This window comes from Pseudomonas sp. FSL L8-0168 (assembly GCF_037976155.1).
Lineage (GTDB): Bacteria > Pseudomonadota > Gammaproteobacteria > Pseudomonadales > Pseudomonadaceae > Aquipseudomonas > Aquipseudomonas paracarnis.
This window is the reverse complement of the sequence record NZ_CP150262.1, coordinates 1,771,806-1,793,717: the sequence shown is the minus strand read 5'-3', so window position 1 is coordinate 1,793,717 and position 21,912 is coordinate 1,771,806. Positions and strand designations below refer to the sequence as shown.

Here is a 21,912-nt window from a genome sequence, read left to right as displayed (position 1 = left end):
CCGGTACAGACTCAGGTGCGCTTGCGCTGGGGCAACACGTCCTTGAGCTTGGCGTGCATGCTGCGCAGGGTAGTTTCGGTGGCGGACCAATCGATACAGGCATCGGTGATCGACACGCCGTACTGCAAGTCGGCCAAGTCTTTTGGAATCGCCTGGCAACCCCAGTTCAAATGGCTCTCGACCATCAAACCGATGATCGACTGGTTACCTTCCAGAATCTGGTTGGCAACGTTCTCCATCACCAATGGCTGCAAGGCCGGGTCTTTGTTGGAGTTGGCGTGGCTGCAGTCGACCATGATGTTTGGCTTGATCTTGGCCTTGTTCAGCGCCTGTTCGCACAGCGCGACGCTGACCGAATCATAGTTGGGCTTGCCATTGCCGCCACGCAGCACCACGTGACCGTAGGCGTTGCCCTTGGTCGTCACGATGGACACGCCGCCTTCCTGGTTGATACCCAGGAAGCGATGAGGGCTGGAGACCGATTGCAGCGCATTGATCGCCACGGTCAGGCCGCCGTCAGTGCCGTTCTTGAAGCCTACGGCCGACGACAGGCCGGACGCCATTTCGCGGTGGGTCTGGGATTCGGTGGTGCGTGCGCCGATAGCCGACCAGCTGATCAGGTCCTGCAGGTATTGCGGGGAGATCGGGTCGAGGGCTTCGGTGGCGGTGGGCAGGCCCATTTCAGCCAGGTCCAGCAGCAGTTTGCGACCGATGTGCAAGCCATCCTGGATCTTGAAGGAGTCGTCCAGGTACGGGTCGTTGATCAAGCCTTTCCAGCCGACGGTGGTACGCGGTTTCTCGAAATACACGCGCATGACCAGGTACAAGGTGTCGGACACTTCAGCCGCCAGCACTTTGAGGCGCTCGGCATATTCGTGGGCGGCCTTGAGGTCGTGGATAGAGCAGGGCCCGATCACCACGAAGAGACGGTGGTCGGTGCCGTCGAGAATGTCACGGATGACTTCGCGGCCCTTGGTGACGGTCTGCAGGGCAGCGTCGCTCAGGGGGATTTCGCGCTTGAGCTGATCGGGGGTGATCAGGGTCTCGTTGGATTCAACGTTAAGGTCATTGATCGGTAAATCAGCCATCGTGTTACTCGCCAGGGTCACGGGTGCCGGCCGCCAGCTATCCCCGTGCGGCGGGCACAGCATGATTTGAATGCAGGGGGGAGGAACCTTAGCGCGTAACACGGGCCCGCGACAATGGGCAAAGCCCGGTTTAATCCAGCGCTGGCTGCACAACCGCCTCATGGGAGAACTCGCCGGCATGACGCGACACCCACTCACGGGCCATGGTTTCAAGTTGTGCAGGCGTTGGCTCGGCGTCTTCGTGCAGGCGGCAGTAACGCTCGATCTGGCACACTTGCTCGCCCATCCGTGCACCGAACAAGGCGTGTTCGTCGGTAAAGCAAATACCAATGCGATAGCCCTGTTCGACTTTGCGGCACCAGGCGACATAGCCTGGATAACGGGCGCTGGGCCCTAGGGAAGGGATATGCAGGTCTACCGCCGTGCCGGCGCGCCAGGCACGTGGCCAATTGCAGGCGACGCCGCCGCGGCCGATAGTGTGCAGGCGTTGGCGGGGAAGGGCGGGAGAGGGACGTTGGATCAACTCGACAGCGACATCATCAGGGTGAGGTAAAAAACGACCCATGTACACGGACTCCGAGCGCCGTCCAGTTGACGGCAATGGCAGCAGTATAGTGAAGGAACTGGAATTGACCGACCTGGATATTGACCAGCAATTGCTGGGATTGCCAGGTATTTCGCTGGTAGTGTTCACCAGTGTCGGTTGTGCCAGTTGCCGCTGGGCACGCCAGCAGTTGCCCGGCTGGCACTTGCCGGTGGACCGCGTGTGCTGGGTGGATGCCGGGCACAACGGCGGTGCGGTGGAACGCTACCGGATCTTTCATTTGCCGGCGTTGTTCCTGGTGTGCGAGGGTCAATTCTTTGGGCAATTACAGACACGTCTTACAGCATCCGACCTCGCCGAATGCCTAAACCAGGCGCTCAACCGAACACCAGAGGATTTGCCATGACAGCAGTTGCAGCCCGGTCGCCACGCATTGGCATTATTGGCACCGGTGCCATCGGCGGTTACTACGGACTGATGCTGGCGCGTGCCGGCTTCGATGTGCATTTCCTGTTGCGCAGCGAATATGCCGCGGTGAGCAGGCATGGCCTGCACGTCAACAGTACGGTGCATGGGCAACTGCACCTGCATCCGGTGCAGGCCTATGCCAGCGCCGCCGACATGCCGCCGTGCGACTGGCTATTGGTGGGCACCAAGTCCACCGGTAATGTGGACCTGGCGCCCACCATCGCCCAGGTGGCGGCGCCGGATGCCAAAGTGGTGCTCCTGCAAAACGGCCTCGATGTCGAAGACAGCCTGCGTGAACACCTGCCGCCGTCGCTGCATCTGTTGGGCGGCCTGTGCTACATCGGTGTGCACCGCTCGGCCCCCGGCGTGGTCGAGCATCAGGCGCTGGGCCGGGTCAACCTGGGCTATCACAGTGGCACGGCGGCCAACGATGAGGTGCAGCAACAGGCGATTGTCGAAGCCGGTGCCGGGCTGTTTCATCAAGCTGGCATCGAGTCCCAGGCCATGGCTAATGTGCATCTGGCGCGTTGGCACAAGCTGGTCTGGAACGTGCCGTTCAATGGCCTCTCTGTGTTGCTGGGCACGGGCACCACGGCCATGATGGCCGATGAGTCCAGCCGCGAGTTGATCCAGGCGCTGATGGCCGAGGTGGTGCAGGGCGCTCATGCCTGCGGGCATGAAATTCCTGCCAGTTACGCTGGGCAGATGTTCGCCATGACAGAAACCATGGACGACTACCTGCCCAGCATGTACCACGACCACCTGCACAAGCGACCGTTGGAACTGGCGGCCATCTATGCCCGTCCCTTGGCCGCTGCCAAAGCGGCCGGTTGCGAACTGCCACGCATGCAGGCGCTCTATCAGGCCTTGAGTTTTATTGATCGGCACAACCGCTGATTGGGGGGAACCACCATGGTGAAGGGATTGGCTGACAAACTGGTGCTGGCGATTTCCTCACGAGCGCTGTTCGACCTGAGTGACAGCCACAAGGTTTATCTGGCTGAAGGGGTCGAGGCTTACCGCAAATACCAGATCGAGCACGAGGAAGAAACCCTCGAGCCTGGCGATGCCTTCCCGCTGGTCAAGAAGCTGCTGAGCCTGAATGCCAGCCTGGGGCGTGCGCGGGTCGAGGTGGTGTTGGTGTCGCGCAACAGTGCCGATACCGGGCTGCGGGTGTTCAACTCGATCCAGCATTACGGCCTGGATATTTCCCGCGCCGCGTTCGTAGGCGGGCGTAGTCCCTATCCCTATTTGGCCGCCTTCGGTTGTCATCTGTTTCTCTCCACCCATGCTGAAGATGTGCGCAGCGCCCTCGATGCCGGGTTTGCGGCCGCGACGATTCTGTCGGGCGGCCCGCGCCGCGCTTCCAGCGAAGAGCTGCGCATCGCATTCGACGGCGATGCCGTGCTGTTCTCCGATGAGTCCGAGCGCGTCTACCAGGCCGGTGGGCTGGCAGCCTTCCAGGCCAGCGAGCGAGAGTCGGCGCGCCAGCCTTTGCACGGCGGTCCGTTCAAGGGCTTCCTGGCGGCACTGAACCTGTTGCAACGCGAGTTTGCCGATGAGGCCTGCCCGATTCGTACCGCGTTGGTCACCGCACGTTCGGCACCGTCCCATGAGCGCGTGATCCGCACGTTGCGCGAGTGGGATATCCGCCTGGACGAATCGCTGTTCCTCGGTGGCCTGGAAAAATCCGCGTTTCTGGAAGCCTTTGCCGCCGATGTGTTTTTCGATGACCAGGCCGGCCATTGCGAGAAAGCCAGGGAGGTAGTGGCCACCGGGCACGTGCCCCATGGCATCAGCAATGAGTTGAGAATCCAGACCGAGCGCTAGCTGCTAAGCTCATTCAATTCCCGCCATCCTGGCAGCCCAGGAGGTTTTATGATTCGTTCCATGCTGTTTGCCACGGACCTCGGTCTGTATGCGCCCTACGTGATGCAACATGCGCTGGCGCTGGCGCGAACGTTCAAGGCTGACCTGTATGTGATCCACGTGGTCGAGCCCATTGGCTTGTTCGCCGAATCGGTGTTGCAGAGCTACCTTGATGAAACCGCCCTGAGCGAATGGCAAAGCAAGGGGTTGAGCACGGTGATGGCGACGATTGAACAACGCGTGCTGGACAGCTTCCGCGAGGAGTGGGGGGAAGGGGAGCAGGACCTGCAATGGATTCGCTCGGTCAAGGTGATCCAGGGGGATCCTTGCGAGGTGATTCTCGACCAGTTGCGAAAACTGTCTGTCGACTTGCTGATCGTCGGCAGTCATAGCCAGGCAACCGGTGTGGCCGTCCCCCTTGGACGTACCGCCGCACGGGTGTTGCAGTTGTCCCCCGTGCCGGTTTACCTGGTGCCGTCGCTGCAGCGTCGGCGCAGTGACGATAGTTGATCGGCAAAAACGATAAAAAGTTCTAGATTTATCCGTCAAACCTTTAATATAGTTATATACCGTCGCTGATACCCGTGGCGTCTATCTGCTTTGAGGGATTCATATGAAGCTTCAACAACTGCGCTACATCTGGGAAGTGGCGCACCACGACCTCAACGTTTCCGCTACCGCTCAAAGCCTCTATACCTCGCAACCTGGTATCAGCAAGCAGATCCGCCTGCTCGAAGACGAGTTGGGCGTCGAAGTCTTCGCACGCAGTGGCAAACACCTGACCCGCGTCACTCCAGCTGGCGAGCGCATCATCACCACCGCCGGCGAGATCCTGCGTAAAGTCGAAAGCATCAAGCAGATCGCCCAGGAATTCTCCAACGAGAAGAAAGGCACCTTGTCGATCGCCACCACTCACACCCAGGCGCGCTATGCATTGCCGCCGGTGATCCGTGATTTCATCAAGCAATACCCGGACGTAGCCCTGCACATGCACCAGGGTTCGCCGATGCAGATTGCCGAGATGGCCGCTGACGGCACCGTCGATTTTGCCATCGCCACCGAGGCCCTGGAATTGTTCGGCGACCTGGTAATGATGCCCTGCTACCGTTGGAACCGCTGCGTGGTTGTGCCTCAGGGGCACCCTTTGGCCAAGCTGCCGAAGCTCACCCTGGAAGCCTTGGCTGAATACCCGATCGTGACCTACGTGTTCGGCTTTACCGGCCGTTCCAAGCTCGACGAAGCGTTCAGCCATCGCGGCCTCACGCCCAAGGTGGTGTTCACTGCTGCCGATGCCGACGTGATCAAGACCTATGTGCGCCTGGGCCTGGGCGTCGGGATCGTCGCCAAGATGGCGGTCGACACCAACCTCGACAAAGACCTGGTGGTGCTGGATGCCAGCGAATTGTTCGAGTCCAGCGTGACCAAGATCGGTTTCCGTCGCGGTACCTTCCTGCGCGGCTTCATGTGCGACTTCATCGAGAAGTTCGCACCGCACCTGACCCGTGAAGTGATGGCCAAGGCGATCCAGTGCCACAACAAGCAAGAGCTGGAAGAGTTGTTTGACGGCGTTGAATTGCCCGTCCACTGACCGCGATTACCCTGTAGAAGCGAGCAAGCTCGCTCCTACAGGGGGGTAGGTTATCGGGCCTCGGTCACCGTAAAGTGCTGCCGAGCGCCGGCCACCAGAATCTCTACCTCTTCATCGATACGCTTGCCCAGCAGGCCTTTGCCCAGGGGCGAGCGTGGCGTGATGACCGTCACCGGTTGCCCCACCACATCCACTTTCAAACCCGCCGCATCCGGCGCCAGGAACAGCCATTGCTGGCGACCGTCCTCGTCTTCCAGGCCCACCAGCGTGCCTATCTCTATCCCGCGTTGATCATCGTACGCACGTAGCTGCAGTTGCTGGCACAGCACCAGCGATTGCTTGATCTCCTCCACTCGTCGGGCCTGCCCGGTGGCCAGGTACGAAGCCTCCAGGCCGAGGGTGTCGTATTTGTTTTCGGCAATGTTTTCTTCGTGGGTCGCGGTTTCGTAGGCGGTCTGCGCGGCGCGTTGGACGACGTCGATGTCGACGGTGAGCTTTTCCAGGATCAGCTGGAGCACGGCGTGTTTATTCATGGCGGTATCTGGCATCAATCGCAGAATTGCAGGACATTGGCCCGCGTCTTTTCATTGGGGGCGTTCTGGTCTTGTTGCAGCCAGAACTGGCATTTGGGGTTGGACAGGTTACGCGCGTTGCTTCGGGCCTGGTCCAGGGCCTGTCGTTGTTCCTGTTTTTGCAGGTTCTGTTGGTACTGTTCGAACAGACGGTTCGGTGGCTGCGGCTCAACCATGGCCGGTTTGCCCAATTGCTGAACCGCCTGTGCCACCGGCGCCAGGCTCTGGGGGAACAGGTAGCGAGACGCCAGCCAGGCGGTCAGCGCAATGGCGATAAACCCTAGCCACACGCCGGCGGCAATCGCGATGCAGAGCTTGAACAGCGATAACGGACGGTCAGACATAAGGGCCTCCTGGCAGGCATTGACGGCATGACGGTGATTGTCGCACAGCCTCCGTGCAGAATAATCGCGATCAAGCCTTCTGCATCCACGCATTTATGCGGACAATCGAACCTTTGATCGATGGAGCCCGGAATGAAAGCCCGCTGGGATATTTTTTGCAGTGTCGTCGACAACTACGGCGACATCGGCGTGACCTGGCGCCTGGCCCGGCAGTTGGTGGTGGAGCATGGCTGTGACGTGCGCTTGTGGGTCGATGACCTGCGCGCCTTCGAACGCATGTGCCCGGACATTGATGTGCAGGTGGGCCAGCAATGGCAAGAGGGCGTCCAAGTGCGCCACTGGCCGGCCGAATGGCCAGGCGCACACCCGGCGGATGTGGTGATTGCTGCGTTCGCGTGCCAGCTACCGCCCGAGTACATGGACCGCATGGCCGAGTGTGAACGTGCGCCGTTGTGGATGAACCTGGATTACCTCAGCGCTGAAGACTGGGTGGTGGGCTGCCATCGCTTGCCTTCGGTGAAGTACAAGGGCGTGCAGAAGTACTTTTTCTTCCCCGGGTTTCGCCCTGGTACTGGCGGCCTGTTGCGCGAAGCCGGCTTGTTGGAGCGACGCCGGGCGTTTCAGCAGGACGCGGCCGCGCAACAACGGTTCCTGCAAAGCCTGGGCGTTGCTCCGACGGCCGGCGCGCGTTTGATGTCGCTGTTTGCCTATGAGAATGACGGGTTGGCCGGCTGGCTGGACGTATTGGCGGCCGATGGACGGGGGACGCACTTGCTGGTACCGGAAGGGCGCATTCTGGGGGACGTGCAACGCTGGCTGGGGGTGAACAGCTTGTCGGCGGGAGACATCCAAGTACGTGGTGCGCTGACCGTACAGGTCATTGCATTCGTACGTCAGGAGCAATATGACCGATTGCTATGGTGCTGCGAATTTAACGCCGTACGTGGCGAAGACTCGTTCGTGCGTGCCCAGTGGGCGGGGAGGCCATTGCTGTGGCACATCTACCGCCAGGACGAAGACATCCACCTGGACAAGCTCGATGCCTTCCTGGAACTGTACACAGCCGCACTTTCACCGGCCGCCAAAGCTGCCGTCGTCACGCTCTGGCAAGCCTGGAACGCTGATGGCGATATGGCACAGTCCTGGAAAATGCTGCTGGAACATTGGCCCGAGGTCAGCCAGCACGCTGAGAACTGGTGTCTGGAACAAGGCTTGCAGGCCGATCTTGCGACGGCGCTGGTACAGTTTTATGAAAGTTGGATATGATACGCCACCTTGATTTTTGTCAATCCCATCCAAATTTCGGATATACGCAATGAAAACTGGTAAAGAACTGAAACCCGGTACAGTGATCCGTCTCGAAAACGACCCTTGGCTGGTTCAGAAAGCTGAGTTCACCAAGTCTGGTCGTAACAGCGCAATCATGAAGACCAAGCTGAAGAACCTGCTGACCGGTTACAAGACCGAAATCGTCTACAGCGCCGATGACAAACTGGACGACGTGATCCTCGACCGCAAAGAAGCGACCCTGTCCTTCATCAGCGGCGACACCTACACGTTCATGGACACCACTGACTACACCATGTACGAGCTGAACGCTGAAGATATCGAAGCCGTTCTGCCGTTCATTGAAGAAGGCATGGAAGACGTCTGCGAAGCTATCTTCTTCGAAGAGCGCCTGGTTTCCGTAGAGCTGCCGACGACCATCGTGCGTAAGGTTGCTTACACCGAAGGCTCCGCTCGCGGCGACACTTCCGGCAAGGTGATGAAGCCTGCCAAACTGAGCAACGGTACCGAACTGCAAGTGGCCGATTTCATCGAAATCGACGACCTGATCGAGATCGACACCCGTGAAGGTGGTTCGTACAAAGGCCGCGCCAAGAAGTAATTCTGGCCCCGGCTATACGAAAAAAGCCCGACCTTGAGTCGGGCTTTTTCATGGGCGTCTGTTTTTCAGACCGTTACATGCAAGCGCACCTCAACGTTGCCACGGGTGGCATTGGAGTACGGGCACACTTGGTGCGCAGCGTCGACCAGGCTTTGCGCCTCATCTTGGGCCAGGCCCGGCAGGCTGATATGCAGGTCGATATCCAGGCCGAAGCCGCCCGGGATCTGGCCGATGCCCACGTGGGCGGTGATCGAGGCGTCATCCGGGATTTTGCGTTTGGTCTGGCTGGCCACGAACTTCAGTGCGCCGATAAAGCAAGCGGAGTAGCCGGCAGCAAACAATTGCTCTGGGTTAGTGGCCTGGCCACCGGCGCCGCCCAACTCCTTTGGAGTCGACAGTTTGACGTCGAGGATATTGTCGCTGGAAACGGCGCGACCATCACGGCCGCCAGTGGCGGTGGCTACTGCGGTATAGAGCGTTTGCATGGGGCGTTCCTCTGTGTGGTTAGCGCTAAACATTTGTGCGCTAAGTAGTTGGTGAGGTGAATGTATAGCGCTAATGTTTAGTGCGCAAGTTAATTTTTCAGCGTTGAAGAATTTAAGGGTGTCGCAGAACAAAAAGTGGGAGCTGGCTTGCCTGCGATGACGGTGTATCAGTCACTGCATGGTTGACTGATGAATCGCAATCGCAGGCAAGCCAGCTCCCACTTTTGAGTATGTTTAGTGCTGGGGCCTAGCGTGTCAGATGCTGGTTTGCAGATTGGCGCGCAACGCGATCAGGTCGCCTTGCAGATTGCGCAATTGCTCCAGCGCCATCCCGCTGGCGCCCAGGATGCATTGCGGAACATCCTTGGCCTTCTCCTGCAAGGCGCGCCCGGCGTCGGTCAGTTTCACCACCACCACCCGCTCGTCTTCGCGGCTGCGCGTGCGGCTGAGCAGGCCCTCGGCTTCCAGGCGCTTGAGCAGTGGCGTCATGGAGCCTGGGTCCGTCAGCAGGCGGCTGCTGATTTCACTGACGGTCAACTCATCCTCTTCCCACAGCACCATCATGGCCAGGTACTGCGGGTAGGTCAGGCCGATGGCCTGGAGCAGGGGCTTATAGACCTTGGTCATTAGCAGTGAGGTGGAGTGCAGGGCGAAGCACAGCTGGTTGTCCAGCAACAGCGATTCGCAAGGATCAGGGTTTTTGCTCATGGTGGCGTCTCGAAAAAGCATGTCTGGGCTGGAATCTAGCGGGCAAATCTTTAATGCGCCAGGTAATTCTTGCCGTAGGCGTCAGACCAAGCCACTTTGCAATGCCAGATCCCAGGGCGGCACCGGGCTGAAACGGGATTTGAGGTATTCAAGCAACAATCGGCTGCGTGCATTGGGCTGTTGCTCCAGGCGCAGCGCATAAATGCCGGCGGTTTCTGGGCTGGGCAAACCGTCTTCACAAAACAGCGGCAACAGTTCGCCGCGCACCAGGTATTCACTGGCCAACCAGGTCGGCAAGTGAGCGATGCCCAGCCCGGCCAGTGCGCCCGAGAGCAGGGCTTCGGCGTTGTTGGCACTCATGCGGATGCGTCGCGGGCGATAGGTTGTGCGGCGCCCGTCCAGTTCGAAGCGCCAGGCGAACATTGGCGCCAGCCCGTCCCAGTCCAGGCCGTCATGTTCGCTCAGCTCTCGAGGATGGGCCGGCGTGCCACGGCTTTTCAGGTACGCGGGGCTGGCACAGGCGATACGCACGATACTCGCCAGCGGCGTAGCGACCAGTCGGGTGTCGACAATATGCCCTGCGCGCAGAACCAGGTCGACCTTGCCCAGATGCGCGCCCTGCATATCGACAAAGCTGTCGATCAAGTGCAGGTGCACGTCCAGGCCTGGATACAGGCTCAAAAAGTCCGCAATGACCGGCGCCAGGTGCCGGCGGCCGAATGCTGCGGGCGCATCGACCCGGATCAACCCCTCCGGCGCATGGCTCAGCGAGACCGCCTCTGCCCGTGCCAGCTGCAACTCGCTGACAATCCGTCGCGCCCGCTCGGCAAAGGCCAGGCCTGCGGAGGTGGGCACCACCGCATGGGTGCTGCGTTGGAACAGGCGGCTACCCACGGAGCTTTCCAGGCTGTCGATGCGCCGGGCCACGGCTGAAGGTGTCAGCGGATGGAGGCGCGCGGCGGCGGAAAAACTGCCGGCTTCCATTACGTCGAGAAACAGGCTCAGTTGGTCGGTCAGGGTGTTGGGGTTCATAGCTCAACGCTTATGCGAGATTGGCACAGCCATTGTGCGTTGCTGTGCGTTTCCGCGCCAGGGTCGACTGCGTAGCATGCCAAGCATGAAATTGCGGAGTACCGAGCGGTGTGGGATTTAGTGATGTACCTGGCATTGGGTGCGGCGTTGGGCACTGTAGGTGGGCTGTTTGGCATTGGTGGTGGGCTGATTGCCATCCCGGTGCTGGGCGTGTTGTTCGGCCTGGATCAGCAGATTGCCCAAGGTACCGCCTTGGTGATGGTCGTGCCGAATGTGATGCTCGCGCTGTGGCGCTATCATCAGCGTAACCGCATCGAGTTGCGTCACGCTTTACCCCTGGGTGTGACCGGCTTTTGCTTTGCCTGGCTGGGATCGATCTGGGCGGTGGGCCTGGATGCGGGCGCCATGCGCATCGGTTTTATTGCGTTCTTGGTGGCGTTGTCTGCCTACAACCTGCTGCGCATGTTCACTCGCAATGCGCCGCCCACCGCACAAATGCGTTATTCCTGGCCCTGGCTTGGCGTCTTGGGCGCGGCATCCGGTTCCATGGGCGGGCTGTTCGGGGTCGGCGGCGCGGTGGTCGCCACGCCGGTACTCACCAGTGTCTTCGGCACTACTCAAGTGGTCGCCCAAGGCTTGTCGTTGGCCTTGGCGTTGCCCAGCACCGGTGTGACCCTGGTCACCTATGCCTGGCACCACGAGGTGGACTGGATGATCGGCCTGCCACTGGCGGTGGGGGGCCTGCTGAGTATCAGTTGGGGCGTGAAAGTGGCGCATGCCTTGCCAGAACGTCTGTTGCGCGGCCTCTTCTGTGGCTTCTTGGTGGTGTGCGCGCTGATGCTGACCTTTAAAGTTTGAAGCCTTCGACGATGTAGTCCGCCAGGCATTCGGTGATCGGCGAGGTCATCTGCGGGTTACGCAGCAAGCGCAGGTTCATCGACGGTAAAGGCGGGAAGCCTTCGTCGCTGCCGAGCACTCGCAGGTCGTCGGTGACCAGGCTTTCCATGCTGACCATCGCCGCCAGGCCTGCACTGACCACTGCCAGGATCGCTGCTCCGTTAGAGCTGTGATAGGCCAGGCGATAATCTCGCCCGGCCGCCTCCAGTGCGGCCCGTGCCCAATGGGTGTACAGGCACTCGTCGCCGGACACCGCCAGGGGCAGGGCATCGTGCTCCTCCACACAAAAGCACGGTGATGCTGCCCACACCATGCGCTCGGTACGCAATAACTCACCCAGATCATTGCCGGGCTCGCGGCTGATTACGGTCAACGCCAGGTCCCGCCGTTGCATCAATACGGTCGATGCTTCGCAGTGCATTTCGATCTGGATCAGTGGGTAGGCTTTGGAAAATTGCTTGAGGATGCCTGGCAGAAAGCGCATCACGTAGTCATCCGGCGTGCCGATACGCACCAACCCCACCATATGCGGCTCGCGCAGGGTATTGAACACTTCGCTGTGCAATTTCAGGATGCGCCGCGCATAACCCAACAGCACCTGGCCTTCGGGCGTGAGCCGTACCTGGCGGCCATCGCGCTCGAACAGTTTGCGCTGCAACACGTCTTCTTCCAGGCGCTTCATCTGCATGCTCACCGCCGATTGAGTGCGGTTGACCTGCTCGCCGGCGCGGGTGAAACCGCCCTGGTCGGCAATGGCGACGAAGGTGCGCAGCACATCAGTGTCGATGCTGGGATAGGCGGACAATTGATCAATCTCCGAGATGTAATGCATAAGAAACATTCGTTGGATTGATCATAATGCCGGGCACACACTGTCGTCATCCCCACTGGAGGGCGAGAAGATGAAAGGTCAAAAAGGTTTCATATCGACGGATAAATGGCCGTTTGCCGGGCTGTTTCACACATTCGCGCGTTGGCAGCTGTTGCATCAGGAGCGTCAGATGCTGGCGACCCTGAGCGATGACGCCCTCAAGGACATCGGGCTCAATCGCGCCGACGTCGCGCAGGAAAGCCATCGGCATTTCTGGGAAGACCCGCTGCGAAAATAAGCGCGGATGCAGTAGGGTAGGGGGCGAGCTTCTATGGAGATTGCCATGCCCGCCGACCTGTGTTTTTCACTCAAGCAAGCTCGACGCATGGCGCTGGCTGCCCAGGGATTTTCCGGGCGCCAGGCGCCTGCACAGATAAAGGCTGCGCACCTCAACCGCTTGATCGAACGCCTGGGCGTTTTACAGATCGACTCGGTCAATGCGCTGGTGCGTTCTCACTATCTGCCGGTGTTTTCCCGCCTTGGTTCTTATTCCCCGTCGATCCTTGAGCAGGCCGCCTGGAGCCAGGGGCGGCGACGCTCACTGTTCGAATACTGGGGGCATGAGGCATCGCTGCTGCCCATGGCGCTGTATCCGATGATGGGTTGGCGCATGGAGCGCGCCCGGCAAGGGCGGGGGATTTATGCGCAAATGGCACGTTTTGGCCGTGAACAGCAGGCGACGATCCAACGCGTGTTGCGCACCGTCGAACAGCAGGGCGCCTTGGGGGCGGGTAGCTTGTCGACCCGCGAGGAGCGTGCCGGACCCTGGTGGGATTGGAGTGATGAAAAGCACGCGCTGGAATGGCTGTTCGCCGCTGGCCTGGTCACGGTTGCCGGTCGTCGAGGGTTTGAGCGGCTTTATGATCTGCCCGAGCGTGTTATTCCCGCAGAGGTGCTCAGGGTCTCCATGAGTGAAGGTGAAGCGCAGCGTGGCTTGCTGTTGCACAGTGCGACTGCATTGGGTGTCGCCACCGAAAAAGACCTGCGCGATTATTTCCGCCTCGACCCCGCCGACAGCCGCAACCGCTTGGCCGAGCTGGTTGAGGATGGGCAACTGCTGGCGTGCCAGGTGCGGGGCTGGAAACAACCAGCGTATTGCCTGGCGGCGCCCAAACTGCCTCGCACAGTGCCGGCCAGTGCATTGTTGTCGCCGTTCGATTCGCTGATATGGGAGCGCAGCCGCACCGAGCGCCTGTTCGACTTTCGCTATCGGCTGGAGATCTACACCCCGCAAGAAAAGCGCGTGTATGGCTACTACGTGTTGCCGTTTCTCCACAACGAACGCATTGCCGCGCGCGTCGACCTGCGAGCCGAGCGTGCTCATGGGCGCCTGGCCGTGCATGCCGTGCATGAGGAAGAGCCGGGGCTGGATGAGGAAGGCATGCTGGCGCTGGCGCTGAACCTGCGCAAAATGGCCGACTGGCTAGGGCTGGAACAGGTCCAGCTCAATTGCCAGCGGCCCAGTGCTGCTCGGTTAAGGGCAGCGATGCTGAACCGGGATACCAACCTTTAAACTATCGCGGGCAAGCCCGGCTCCCACAGAGAAACGCGTTCAAATGTGGGAGCCGGGCTTGCCCGCGATGGCGTCATCCCCGTCGCTAAAACGTCAGCGCTTTACCTGTTTCAAGGTCTCTGCAATCAGAAACGCCAACTCCAGCGATTGATCGGCATTCATCCGTGGGTCGCAATGGGTGTGATAACGGTCCGACAAGCCATCTTCGGTGATCGGCCGTGCGCCGCCGATGCATTCGGTGACGTTCTGCCCGGTCATCTCGATATGGATCCCACCAGCATAGGTGCCTTCTGCCTGGTGCACTTGGAAGAAATCCTTCACTTCGCCAAGGATCTGCGCAAAGTCGCGGGTCTTGTAGCCGCTGCTGGCCTTGATGGTATTGCCGTGCATCGGGTCGCAGCTCCACAGCACTTGCTTGCCCTCGCGCTGCACGGCGCGGATCAGGTTGGGCAAATGGTCGCCGACCTTGCCTGCCCCCATACGGGCGATGAGGTTGAGGCGGCCAGGGTCGTTATCTGGGTTGAGGATGTCGATCAGGCGGGTCAGGTCGTCCGGGTTCATGCTAGGTCCGACTTTCACGCCGATCGGGTTGTTCACTCCGCGCAGGAACTCGACATGGGCGCCGTCCAACTGACGGGTGCGGTCGCCGATCCACAACATATGCGCCGAGCAGTCGTAGTAGTCGTTGGTCAGGCTATCGCGGCGCACGAAGGCCTGTTCATAGTTGAGCAGCAATGCTTCGTGGGCGGTGAAGAAGCTGGTTTCGCGCAATTGCGGCGAGCTGTCCATGCCACAAGCGCGCATGAAGGCCAGGGTTTCGTCGATGCGGTCGGCCAGTTGGCTGTACTTCTCGGCGAGCGCGGAGTTGGCGATGAAATCCAGGTTCCACTTGTGCACCTGGTGCAGGTCAGCGAAACCGCCCTGGGCAAAGGCGCGCAGCAGGTTGAGGGTGGCGGTGGACTGGTGGTAGGACTGCAACAGGCGGTCCGGATCTGGCACGCGGCTTTTTTCGTCGAAGCCGATGCCGTTGACGATATCGCCCCGGTAGGCGGGGAGGGTGATGCCGTCGATGGTTTCATCGTTGGCCGAGCGTGGCTTGGCGAACTGGCCGGCCATGCGCCCGACTTTCACCACCGGGCAACCGGCAGCGAAGGTCATGACAATGGCCATCTGCAGCAGCACCTTGAAGGTGTCGCGAATCTTCGCGGCGGAAAACTCGGCAAAGCTCTCGGCGCAATCACCGCCTTGCAGCAGGAACGCACGACCTTGGGTCACTTCGGCAAACTGACGGCGCAATTCGCGAGCTTCCCCGGCAAACACCAGGGGCGGGTAGCTCGCCAGGCTCTGCTCCACTTGCAGCAAGTGTGCAGCGTCCGGGTATTGGGGTTGCTGCTGGATCGGCAGGGCTCGCCAGCTATCGGGGCTCCAGGGTTGGCTCATCATGAACTCGTTTGCGGGTGGATGTTCGGGCGTCAATGTTAGCAGCAATTAGTGCGTGACCTGTTGCTGCCGCTTGGCCGACAATCGCGCCTTTGCCGTGCAGCAGACCCTTTTAGGAGTAGTGATGAGCGAGGAGCGTGTCGAGCACCTGCTGGCCGAAGTCCATGATGAATTCGGCATGATCCGTGTGCTTGAAGTGGCTGATTACCGCTTTCTCGAATTTGGCGACGCCATCGAGCAAAGCTGTGTGTTCACTGCTGACCCGAGCTGGCTGGAGTACGACTACACCCGCGCCATGCTGATCGGCGCGTTGTGCCATGAACAGCCGGAGAGTGCATTGTTTCTCGGCCTGGGCGCGGGCACATTGACGCAGGCGTGCCTCAAGTTCCTGGCGCTGGAAGATGTCGAAGCCATTGAGCTGCGCCCTGATGTGCCGCGGCTGGCCATCGAATATCTGGGGCTGGATGACGACCCGCGCTTGTACATCCGCATTGGCGACGCGTTGCAATTGCTCGACAGTGCCGAATCGGCCGATCTGATTTTCGTCGACCTCTACACCGATGTCGGCCCGGGCGTGGGGCATCTGGCCTGGACCTTCCTGGAAAACTGTCAGAAGAAACTCAACCCCGGCGGCTGGCTGGTGATCAACCAATGGGCCACCGATGATGGCAAGCCGTTGGGGGCGGCGTTGTTGCGTGGGTTGTACCACCGGCATTACTGGGAGCTGCCGGTGAAGGAGGGCAATGTGATTCTGTTGGTGCCTTCGGAGCTGGATCAGGTGCTGGACCTGGAGGCGCTGTCAGCCCGCGCCGAAGCTTTGGCGCCGCGCTTGGGGTACTCGTTGCAGCCGTTGATCAAGGCGATTCGGCCGGCAACTTAGTTGCCAGTTCGGACGCTTTCGCGGGCAGGCCCGCTCCCACAGGGGATTGCATTTCAACAGAGCATGCAATTCAACTGTGGGAGCGGGCTTGCCCGCGAAGAGGCCCTCACTGCCGACCGCTAATTCAGTTCGTTCAAATCCCCTTGAACACCCCCGGCCGCTTCTCGACCATCGCCCGAACACCCTCCTTGGCATCTTCACTGTTGAGCAGTTTATCCACCATGGGCGGCAGCGCGGCGGCTGCCACAGCCTCACCCTCCATACGCGCCAGCCGTGCCGACATCAACGTGGCCTGTACACCCAGCGGTGCCTGGCGCGCAATGCGGTTGGCCAACTCGATGGCGCGGGGCAACAGGTCTTCACTGGCCATCACTTCCTGCACCAACCCCAGGCGCAGGGCTTCATGGGCGTCGAACTCGTCGCCGGTGAGCAGCCAGCGCATCGCATTGCCCCAGCCGGCAATCTGATGAAAGCGCAATGTCGCGCCGCCAAACGGGAAGATCCCGCGTTGCACCTCCATCTGGGCAAAGCGGGTATTGCTGGCGCAGAGGTTGATATCCGCCGCCAGCATCAATTCGATACCGATCGTCAGGCAATAACCCTGGGCGGCGACGATCACCGGCTTGCTCACGCGCGGGCCTGCAAATACCCCCCACGGGTCGCACCCTCCCAGCGGCGGTTGCCAGCCACCCGCCATCACGCTGCTGACATTGGCCAGGTCCAGCCCGGCCGTGAAGTGGTCGCCATGGGCAAACACCACGGCCACCCGTGCGTCATCGTTTCGATCAAATTCGCCATAGGCCAGGCTCAGCGCATTGAGCAAATCCAGGTCGAAGGCGTTGCGCTTGGCCACACGGTCCAGGCCCAGCAATAGAACATGACCCTCAAGTGCGCGGCTGACACGGCTACTGCTGGCTTGATTCATGGGGTGTGCCCTCGGGGCGCGGGTAAGGTTTCAGACCAAAGGGTCTCAGCGGGTGGGTGAACCGTTTAAGCTCGATGACCAACAGGGCCGGGCCTTTGAAAAATAGACCCTGGCGCACGGATCTGCAAAGCGCGTGATGCAGTGCGGTTTATCGGTGCCTGGCGATAAAAAAAGCTCCCTTTTTCAGCTATTTCCGGTATAGTGCGCGCCGGCCTTTAACCGGGCCGCGTTTAGGTAGCGCAATTCCCCGAAGTCAGCTTCGGCTGCACGTCCGCACAGCGGACTCTTCCTTGACGAATCTTTTTCATTCATTCGTTTTCGCAAATCCCCGCCGACAAAGCAGCCAGGGCGACTCTTGAGTCTCAACACGGCATGCGCAGCTTTGGAGCATGGGTCTTTGCGGATGCACTTAGAGGCAGACCCATGACCCAGGAAACCGGCGGCTTCGCCGCTTTTAATCTTAACCCGAATATTCTTGCAGCCGTCGCAGCGACCGGCTACGAAGAACCTTCGGCGATTCAGCAGCAATCGATCCCGATCATCATGGCCGGTAAGGACATGATTGGCCAGGCGCAAACCGGTACCGGCAAAACTGCCGCGTTCGCCCTGCCTATTCTGCACTGCATCGATCCTGCCAAGCGCGAGCCGCAAGCCCTGATCCTGGCGCCAACCCGTGAGTTGGCGCTGCAAGTAGCAACCGCCTTTGAAACCTACGCCAAGCAAATGCCGGGTGTAACTGTTGTGGCCGTTTACGGCGGCGCGCCTATGGGCCCACAACTCAAGGCAATCCGTAATGGCGCACAGATCGTTGTCGCCACTCCGGGCCGTCTGTGCGACCACCTGCGTCGTGACGAAAAAGTCCTGTCGACCGTGAACCACCTGGTTCTGGACGAAGCTGACGAAATGTTGAAGCTGGGCTTCATGGATGACCTGGAAGTCATCTTCAAGGCGCTGCCAGCGACCCGTCAGACCGTACTGTTCTCGGCTACCCTGCCGCAGTCCATCCGTGCCATTGCCGAACGCCACCTGCGCGATCCGGAGCACGTGAAGATCCAGACCAAGACCCAGACCGTTACCGCGATCGAACAGGCTCACCTGTTGGTTCACGCTGACCAGAAGACCTCGGCTGTATTGAGCCTGCTGGAAGTCGAAGACTTCGACGCGCTGATCATGTTCGTGCGCACCAAGCAAGCGACCCTGGACCTGGCCAGCGCCCTGGAAGCCAAAGGCTACAAAGCCGCTGCGCTGAACGGTGACATTGCCCAGAACCAGCGTGAGCGCGTGATCGACTCCCTCAAGGATGGCCGTCTGGACATCGTTGTAGCGACCGACGTTGCTGCCCGTGGCCTCGACGTTCCACGTATCACCCACGTGTTCAACGTTGACATGCCTTACGATCCAGAGTCCTACGTTCACCGTATCGGCCGTACCGGCCGTGCCGGTCGCGAAGGCCGTGCATTGCTGCTGGTGACTCCACGTGAGCGCCGCATGCTGCAAGTGATCGAGCGTGTTACCGGCCAGAAAGTTGCCGAAGTCCGCCTGCCGGATGCCCAGGCCGTTCTCGATGCGCGCATCAAGAAACTGACCAACAGCCTGGCGCCACTGGTGGCAGACGCTGAATCGACCCACGGCGACCTGCTGGACCGCCTGACTGCCGATATCGGTTGCACCCCGCGTGCCCTGGCTGCAGCTCTGCTGCGCAAAGCTACCAATGGTCAGGCCCTGACCCTGGCAGCCATCGAAAAAGAACGTCCACTGGTTCCGAACAGCGCGCCACGCGGTGATCGTCCAGAGCGTTCCGGCGACCGTCCAGACCGTGGTGATCGCGAGCGTCGCGCTCCAGTGCCTTTGGCTGAAGGCCGTGCTCGTTGCCGTACCGCGCTGGGTGCGCGTGATGGTATCGCGGCCAAGAACCTGCTGGGTGCTATCCTCAACGAGGGTGGCCTGGCACGTGAAGCCATCGGTCGCATCCAGGTGCGTGACAGCTTCTCCCTGGTGGAGCTGCCGGAAGACGGCCTGGAAAAACTGCTGGCCAAGCTCAAAGACACTCGCGTTGCCGGTAAGCAGCTCAAGCTGCGTCGCTACCGCGAAGATTGATCTGCCCTTGGGCTGATTGATCGCACATAAAAAATCCCCGACTGGTTCGGGGATTTTTTTTGCCTCATGTTTTAGTCTCCGAGGCGATCAACTGTGGGAGCTGGCTTGCCTGCGATAACGGTGAGTCAGCAAGCCAGTGTGTGACTGATACACCGCTATCGCAGGCAAGCCAGCTCCCACAGATGTGGCGGTGTCAGCCAAAACGATAGATATCCATGCCAAGGGCGCCCAGAGTGAAGCCCTGATGCGCCACACTGAAATCACCCCCGGCACCCCGCGCAAAGTACAGCGGCAGCAAATGCTCATCGCTGGGATGGTTGCGCACGGCATGTGGCGCCTGGCGCCGATAGTCATGCAAGGCGGCGTCGTCATTGGTCGCCAGTTTGTCGACCACCCAGTCGCGAAACTCCCGCGCCCACGGGGTGATCGTTTCCGGCCCGGCGCGCCAATCCAGTTCGCCCAGGTTATGAGTGATGCTGCCGGAGCCGATCAACAGCACGCCCTGTTCGCGCAGGCTGGCGAGCGCATGCCCGACCTGGGTTTGCAGGGCGGGGCCCAGGCGGCTGGGCAAGGAAACTTGCACCACTGGAAGGTCTGCTGCCGGATACATCAGCGACAGCGGGACCCAGGTGCCGTGGTCGAAGGGACGTTGCTCGTCAATACGTGCAGCCAGACCGTCGGCGTGCAGCAGCTCGACGATCTCACTGGCCAGCTGTGGGTCACCCGGCGCGGGGTATTGCACCGCAAACAACTCGCGCGCAAAGCCGCCAAAGTCGTGCCAGGTTTCGGGTGCAGCACCGCCGCTGACCAGCAGTTCCGGGCTTTCCCAATGCGCCGACACCACCACAATGGCTTTGGGGCGGGGTAGCTCGGCAGCCAGGCGCTGTAGCGCGGGGCCACTGGCGCCGGGTTGCAAGGCCAGCATGGGCGAACCGTGGGAGATAAACAGGCTGGGGAGCATGAGCGGGTCCTGAGGGTTAAGATAACGCCATCTTCAATCAGATCATTGATCTAAATCTAATATAAGCTTTAGCGCCTTTTGATCGAATTTTCGGAGTGATTCATGCAGCCTGAATTTTGGCAGGACCGCTGGGCGAGCAATCAGATCGGTTTCCATCAGCGCGAGGTCAATCCCTACTTGCAACGGCACTGGCCCGTGTTGGGGTTGCCCGAGGGGGCAAAGGTGCTGGTGCCGTTGTGTGGCAAAAGCCTGGACTTGGTATGGCTCGAGAGCCAGGGGTACCCGGTAATGGGCGTGGAGCTGTCGGAGCAGGCGGTTGAGGCGTTCTTCAGCGAGCAGGGGCTGGTGCCGCACGTCAGTCATAAGGGCGTCTTCAAGGTCTACCAGGCGGGCCAGATCGAACTGTGGTGTGGCGATTTCTTCAGCCTGGATGCGCAGGCGCTGGTCGGTTGCCGCGGCGTATATGATCGCGCCGCGTTGATTGCATTGCCTCCGCTGATGCGTGCGCAATACGCCGAACACCTGAATGCCTTGCTGCCGTCAGGCTGCCAGGGGTTGCTGGTTACCCTCGATTACGACCAGGCGCAGAAAGCCGGCCCACCCTTTGCTGTCTCGGACGAGGAAGTGCAGGTGCTGCTAGCACCGCATTGGGCGTTGGAGCGGCTGGAGGAGCGAGACATCCTGGGGGAGAGCTGGAAGTTCGTGCAGGACGGAGTGACTCGCCTTGAAGAGCGTGCTTATCGGCTGACCAGGCTCTAAAAGGCCTTTTCCTTTTGTAGGCGCGAGCGGGGAAATCAGCAGGCACAAAAAAGGGGCGATTAGATCGCCCCTTGTCGAGTCATCCGGCTATCAGCCGCGGCGACGCAATGCGTCAATCCGCTCTTCCAGCGGCGGGTGGCTCATGAACAGGCGAGCCAGGCCCTGCTTGATGCCGCCGTTAATGCCGAAGGCGGTCAGGCTGTCGGGCATATGCACCGGCAGGCCCTGTTCAGAGCGCAAGCGTTGCAGCGCGCCGATCATTGCGCTGGTGCCCGCCAGGCGTGCGCCGGCTTCGTCGGCGCGGAACTCGCGTTTGCGCGAGAACCACATCACGATGGCGCTGGCCAGGAAGCCCAGGACCAACTCGGCGAAAATGGTCGCCACGAAGTAGGCAATGCCGCGGCCTTCTTCGTTCTTGAAGATGACCTTGTCGACGAAGTTGCCGATGATCCGCGCGAAGAACATCACGAAGGTGTTCACCACGCCCTGTACCAGCGCCAGGGTGACCATGTCGCCGTTGGCCACGTGACCGATCTCGTGGGCCAGCACCGCCTTGACTTCATCGGGCGAAAACCGCTCCAGCAGGCCCTGGCTCACGGCCACCAGCGCGTCGTTCTTGTTCCAGCCGGTCGCAAAGGCGTTGGCCTCATAAGCCGGAAAGATCCCCACTTCGGGCATTTTGATGCCGGCTTCTTGAGACAACTGTTCCACGGTTTGCATCAGCCATTGTTCATGGCGAGTGCGGGGTTGAGTGATGATCTGGGTGCTGGTGCTCATCTTCGCCATCCACTTGGAGATGAACAGCGAAAACAGCGAACCGGCAAAACCAAAGACCGCACAGAAAATCAGCAGCTGATTGAGGTTCAGATCAACCCCATTGGCCGCCATGAACCCGTTGAAGCCAAAAAGGCTCAGGGTGACGCTGGCAATCAGTACGACCGCCAGGTTAGTGGCCAAGAACAGCAGGATGCGCATCATGGTTG

25 protein-coding genes are annotated in these 21,912 nt (G+C 60.4%); 13 read left to right on the top strand and 12 right to left on the bottom strand.

Annotated features, from left to right (window positions below; all coding sequences use genetic code 11):
- Positions 1-11 precede the first annotated feature (11 nt).
- Both MHH62_RS07635 and MHH62_RS07630 read right to left on the bottom strand, forming a co-directional pair.
- The gene (locus tag MHH62_RS07635) at positions 12-1,088 is read right to left on the bottom strand and encodes a 3-deoxy-7-phosphoheptulonate synthase (RefSeq protein ID WP_003189871.1); all 1,077 of its coding nucleotides are present in this window, start codon (positions 1,086-1,088) and stop codon (positions 12-14) included.
- A gap of 130 nt (positions 1,089-1,218) precedes the next feature.
- Complete coding sequence (locus tag MHH62_RS07630; RefSeq protein WP_014717660.1) at positions 1,219-1,653, bottom strand: pilus assembly protein PilZ; 435 nt, start codon at positions 1,651-1,653, stop codon at positions 1,219-1,221.
- Here MHH62_RS07630 and MHH62_RS07625 point away from each other — a divergent pair.
- From MHH62_RS07625 to cysB, 5 genes are all read left to right on the top strand, one after another.
- Entirely contained in the window at positions 1,652-2,038 is a 387-nt protein-coding gene (locus tag MHH62_RS07625; protein WP_072435595.1) for a thioredoxin, read from the top strand. The genes MHH62_RS07630 and MHH62_RS07625 overlap by 2 nt on opposite strands.
- Positions 2,035-2,997 carry a putative 2-dehydropantoate 2-reductase gene (locus tag MHH62_RS07620; RefSeq protein WP_339232762.1) on the top strand — a complete coding sequence of 321 codons (963 nt, stop codon included), beginning with the start codon at positions 2,035-2,037 and terminating at the stop codon, positions 2,995-2,997. The genes MHH62_RS07625 and MHH62_RS07620 overlap by 4 nt, the downstream gene beginning before the upstream one ends.
- 15 nt (positions 2,998-3,012) lie before the next feature.
- Entirely contained in the window at positions 3,013-3,930 is a 918-nt protein-coding gene (locus MHH62_RS07615; RefSeq protein WP_019820334.1) for a 5'-nucleotidase, read from the top strand.
- A gap of 48 nt (positions 3,931-3,978) precedes the next feature.
- Complete coding sequence (locus MHH62_RS07610) at positions 3,979-4,479, top strand: universal stress protein (RefSeq protein WP_014717664.1); 501 nt, start codon at positions 3,979-3,981, stop codon at positions 4,477-4,479.
- Between the two features lie 103 nt (positions 4,480-4,582).
- Entirely contained in the window at positions 4,583-5,557 is a 975-nt protein-coding gene (gene cysB / locus MHH62_RS07605; protein WP_003189876.1) for an HTH-type transcriptional regulator CysB, read from the top strand.
- A 50-nt stretch (positions 5,558-5,607) separates the two neighbouring features.
- On the opposite strand, the gene MHH62_RS07600 is transcribed toward cysB, so the two are convergent.
- Both MHH62_RS07600 and MHH62_RS07595 read right to left on the bottom strand, forming a co-directional pair.
- Positions 5,608-6,090: a GreA/GreB family elongation factor gene (locus MHH62_RS07600; RefSeq protein WP_014717665.1), complete on the bottom strand. Its 483-nt coding sequence runs from the start codon at positions 6,088-6,090 to the stop codon at positions 5,608-5,610.
- A gap of 14 nt (positions 6,091-6,104) precedes the next feature.
- Entirely contained in the window at positions 6,105-6,473 is a 369-nt protein-coding gene (locus MHH62_RS07595; RefSeq protein ID WP_032902961.1) for a hypothetical protein, read from the bottom strand.
- Positions 6,474-6,605: 132 nt separating this feature from the next.
- On the opposite strand from MHH62_RS07595, the gene earP reads away from it, so the two are divergent.
- Both earP and MHH62_RS07585 read left to right on the top strand, forming a co-directional pair.
- Positions 6,606-7,739: an elongation factor P maturation arginine rhamnosyltransferase EarP gene (earP, locus tag MHH62_RS07590; protein WP_032902962.1), complete on the top strand. Its 1,134-nt coding sequence runs from the start codon at positions 6,606-6,608 to the stop codon at positions 7,737-7,739.
- Between the two features lie 49 nt (positions 7,740-7,788).
- Entirely contained in the window at positions 7,789-8,361 is a 573-nt protein-coding gene (locus tag MHH62_RS07585) for an elongation factor P (protein ID WP_003172723.1), read from the top strand.
- A gap of 65 nt (positions 8,362-8,426) precedes the next feature.
- On the opposite strand, the gene MHH62_RS07580 is transcribed toward MHH62_RS07585, so the two are convergent.
- From MHH62_RS07580 to MHH62_RS07570, 3 genes are all read right to left on the bottom strand, one after another.
- Positions 8,427-8,846 (bottom strand): organic hydroperoxide resistance protein, encoded by a 420-nt coding sequence (locus MHH62_RS07580; RefSeq protein WP_014717668.1) that lies wholly within the window; start codon positions 8,844-8,846, stop codon positions 8,427-8,429.
- Positions 8,847-9,101: 255 nt separating this feature from the next.
- Complete coding sequence (locus MHH62_RS07575; protein WP_032902963.1) at positions 9,102-9,554, bottom strand: MarR family transcriptional regulator; 453 nt, start codon at positions 9,552-9,554, stop codon at positions 9,102-9,104.
- 81 nt (positions 9,555-9,635) lie between these two features.
- Complete coding sequence (locus MHH62_RS07570; RefSeq protein ID WP_014717670.1) at positions 9,636-10,586, bottom strand: LysR family transcriptional regulator; 951 nt, start codon at positions 10,584-10,586, stop codon at positions 9,636-9,638.
- 108 nt (positions 10,587-10,694) lie between these two features.
- Between MHH62_RS07570 and MHH62_RS07565 the strand changes: the two genes are divergently transcribed.
- Positions 10,695-11,444, top strand: coding sequence for a sulfite exporter TauE/SafE family protein (locus tag MHH62_RS07565; RefSeq protein WP_032902966.1), 750 nt, complete (start codon positions 10,695-10,697; stop codon positions 11,442-11,444).
- Here the strand turns inward: MHH62_RS07565 and MHH62_RS07560 are convergent.
- Positions 11,434-12,315: a LysR family transcriptional regulator gene (locus tag MHH62_RS07560; protein ID WP_014717672.1), complete on the bottom strand. Its 882-nt coding sequence runs from the start codon at positions 12,313-12,315 to the stop codon at positions 11,434-11,436. The two genes, MHH62_RS07565 and MHH62_RS07560, sit on opposite strands and share 11 nt — an antisense overlap.
- 70 nt (positions 12,316-12,385) lie before the next feature.
- Here MHH62_RS07560 and MHH62_RS07555 point away from each other — a divergent pair, with 70 nt between their 5' ends.
- Complete coding sequence (locus tag MHH62_RS07555) at positions 12,386-12,592, top strand: DUF1127 domain-containing protein (RefSeq protein ID WP_014717673.1); 207 nt, start codon at positions 12,386-12,388, stop codon at positions 12,590-12,592.
- A 45-nt stretch (positions 12,593-12,637) separates the two neighbouring features.
- A complete protein-coding gene (locus MHH62_RS07550) occupies positions 12,638-13,867 on the top strand; it encodes a crosslink repair DNA glycosylase YcaQ family protein (RefSeq protein WP_339232761.1) in 1,230 nt (409 codons plus the stop codon).
- A gap of 93 nt (positions 13,868-13,960) precedes the next feature.
- On the opposite strand, the gene MHH62_RS07545 is transcribed toward MHH62_RS07550, so the two are convergent.
- Positions 13,961-15,307, bottom strand: coding sequence for a 3-deoxy-7-phosphoheptulonate synthase class II (locus tag MHH62_RS07545; protein ID WP_019820346.1), 1,347 nt, complete (start codon positions 15,305-15,307; stop codon positions 13,961-13,963).
- 124 nt (positions 15,308-15,431) lie between these two features.
- Between MHH62_RS07545 and MHH62_RS07540 the strand changes: the two genes are divergently transcribed.
- Positions 15,432-16,187, top strand: a complete 756-nt coding sequence (locus MHH62_RS07540; RefSeq protein WP_014717675.1) for a spermidine synthase — start codon at positions 15,432-15,434, stop codon at positions 16,185-16,187.
- A gap of 133 nt (positions 16,188-16,320) precedes the next feature.
- On the opposite strand, the gene MHH62_RS07535 is transcribed toward MHH62_RS07540, so the two are convergent.
- Entirely contained in the window at positions 16,321-17,112 is a 792-nt protein-coding gene (locus MHH62_RS07535) for a crotonase/enoyl-CoA hydratase family protein (RefSeq protein WP_014717676.1), read from the bottom strand.
- Positions 17,113-17,535: 423 nt separating this feature from the next.
- Here MHH62_RS07535 and MHH62_RS07530 point away from each other — a divergent pair, with 423 nt between their 5' ends.
- Entirely contained in the window at positions 17,536-19,209 is a 1,674-nt protein-coding gene (locus MHH62_RS07530) for a DEAD/DEAH box helicase (RefSeq protein WP_014717677.1), read from the top strand.
- A gap of 193 nt (positions 19,210-19,402) precedes the next feature.
- Here the strand turns inward: MHH62_RS07530 and MHH62_RS07525 are convergent, their stop codons facing one another.
- Positions 19,403-20,170: a class III extradiol ring-cleavage dioxygenase gene (locus MHH62_RS07525; protein ID WP_014717678.1), complete on the bottom strand. Its 768-nt coding sequence runs from the start codon at positions 20,168-20,170 to the stop codon at positions 19,403-19,405.
- Between the two features lie 102 nt (positions 20,171-20,272).
- Between MHH62_RS07525 and MHH62_RS07520 the strand changes: the two genes are divergently transcribed.
- A complete protein-coding gene (locus MHH62_RS07520) occupies positions 20,273-20,929 on the top strand; it encodes a thiopurine S-methyltransferase (RefSeq protein WP_014717679.1) in 657 nt (218 codons plus the stop codon).
- 90 nt (positions 20,930-21,019) lie between these two features.
- Here MHH62_RS07520 and htpX read toward each other — a convergent pair whose 3' ends face one another.
- Positions 21,020-21,907 carry a protease HtpX gene (gene htpX, locus MHH62_RS07515; RefSeq protein ID WP_003189904.1) on the bottom strand — a complete coding sequence of 296 codons (888 nt, stop codon included), beginning with the start codon at positions 21,905-21,907 and terminating at the stop codon, positions 21,020-21,022.
- Between the last annotated feature and the right edge of the window lie 5 nt (positions 21,908-21,912).